The sequence below is a fragment of the Candidatus Zixiibacteriota bacterium genome (assembly GCA_018820315.1).
Taxonomy (GTDB): Bacteria; Zixibacteria; MSB-5A5; order JAABVY01; family JAHJOQ01; genus JAHJOQ01.
In genome coordinates this window covers 1-2248 of sequence record JAHJOQ010000020.1, presented here as the reverse complement: position 1 = coordinate 2248, position 2248 = coordinate 1, and the positions used below count along the sequence as shown (strand labels likewise).

The 2248-nt window shown below is 51.6% G+C and carries 2 protein-coding genes; both read right to left on the bottom strand.

The genetic code is table 11. The features are described from left to right. A partial coding sequence (locus KKH67_02000; protein MBU1317947.1) for a hypothetical protein occupies positions 1–2042 on the bottom strand: 2042 nt, incomplete at its 3' end. Positions 2043–2049: 7 nt separating this feature from the next. After that, positions 2050–2248 (bottom strand): hypothetical protein (locus KKH67_01995; GenBank protein ID MBU1317946.1); only part of this gene is annotated, 199 nt, incomplete at its 5' end.

Sequence of the window (2248 nt, the reverse complement as noted above, 5' to 3'; positions counted from 1 at the left end):
TACGCGATTGTGTAGACTACGTCATCGATGTCAATGAAACCGGACCCGTTGGCATCACCCGGCACCCACGGAGATGCGCACTTTAATTCGATCCATGCGGTGCCTTGACCGACATGGCCGGTGATATCGATTCCGACTGCCGCGAGCATGTAGCTGCCTTCGGGCTTTGACGAGGCATTCCAGAAGAAACTCCAGCCATCAGCAGCATTGAAATCGCCTCCGATAACCTCGCGATAGGCAGTGTCAGCTTTCGGATATATTGCCGCCACCCGATCGACGACCCGCATTGATCCCTGATAGTCAACTTGCAGAGTGGGTGCGAATCCGATGCCAGATACAACTTCGGTACCTCCGCGAGTGTCGTAGAGCATGCATTCGACAGATCCGTCGGTCGCTGCCGGCATGGTGAGACTTCTCAGGCCGAGCCAGTGTCCAAATGGCTGGCTTATGCCGAGAAGCACCGCGCCGTTGCGGTAGGCTGTCAAATAGAGCAACTCATTGAGATCGACATCATCGAGCAAATCGACTCGAAACCGGTTGCCATTGGCTATCAAGTGTGAACGCAGTGCTCCGAGCAGATTGTCGTCCTGCGATCCCATCCGCAGCCGTGTACGGGCTGAATCTGCGATCTTTTCGACCATCTGCCGAGTCGAAAGTGATGTGCCAGCCTCCTTCATGACATCGGTGTAGCCTTGGTTAGCGAAGTAGGACAATATGCTCGTCACAGCGGTTGGACCGTTGAAATATTCACCGAATTCCGCCTGATATGAATGATTCCCGTCGAGAGTGTCGCCATCGACATCGCCATACATCTGCTGATTCAGAAACGGTAATGGCATTGTGATTGTGTTCGAGGACTCGCGAATTTCGAACTGCACGAAGGTGACATCTTCGTCCTGAATCGTGGCAATTATGGTTGAAGTATCACATATAGCATCGCCATCTATTGGATTGGTGAATAATGGCTTAAGTGGTGTATTATCCACATAGATGTCAATCGTATCCGCTGTGTAAGTGTCAGAAGTAGTGTATAGCTGAGTCCTGACCGAGTACCAGCTCTCTGCGAGACCGGTCGTATTCCAGGTTGCTGCGAATCCGGGGTTGATAGTCGCCGGTGACACGCTGTTTCGAAGGGTCACATCGGAAGTGGCATCATCTCCGATGAGATTCCATCCGCCGGCAAAGTAATATTCGAATTTGCACGACCAGTAAGTTATTGTGTCTGCCGATTCTGCAGCACAGAGCTGTATTTGACCTGACTGAGAGCTGCTGTCTGTTGGGGTGTAAAACCTCACTTTGGTCAGTTCAGTCTGCGCCTCAGACGAGTATCCGAGCGAGTACATGACCAAATTGCCGGGGAAATTGAAATATGGGTTCGATATCAGATCGATATAGCCTTCACCCCAATCGTTCCATGAGACGCAGGCGTAAGGATCATCGTCAGTGATTAAGGCTGGGCCCATTTCATAAACCGGCCCCCCGAAGTAGCACCCTGCGAAATACGGTCCGTCTACGACTACCGGTTCGTCAAACGGCATGATGATAAGATAGCTGCCCTCACCCGGTACGAGGAATCCAAGGTCTTCGGTAATGCCGAGGACATAACCGGGATAGGGACAGTTCTCTGTGGATACATCCGGATCGAGGGCCTCGATGTCCGCCTGTACCCAGAGTGTTCCCGGATACAAGAACTCGATTTCGAATGCTGTGTGTGTTACGGAGACCGGGTACGTGCAGTCGTTGCCGAGCAGTTCAACATCCTGATAGACCTTGTAGAGTTCATCGCCTGCAAGCCAGCTATCAACTGCCCAGTAAGACGACCCGACCATTCGAGCTGTGCACTGCACCTCCGGAAGGAATCTTGGTGCACGGCTTGGAGTATCAGCGTCGTACCCTATTGGCAGTAATACCTGAAGCGCACGCATGCTGTCTATCTGCGATGGCGATGATGCTTTCTTGATCTCTGCGATGGTCTCTGTTGCTGAGAGACGACTTGCAGAGAGAAGCAATATGATCAATATCAATATGCGCCGGTGGCTCATGTACATATTATCGCATTATTGGGTCATTTACTTTAGCAGACTGCACACCCATTCTTACAATAGGGCTTGCTGAGAAACCCTGAAGAATCGTCATCTCTGAGAGCGCGTTGTCAAGGGCTATTATTCGACGTATTTGTCCTCTGTTCGGCATGGACGCCGGAGTCATCTCTTCGCCGTCATAGCGGCATGGTTTTATTCCGAGGGTA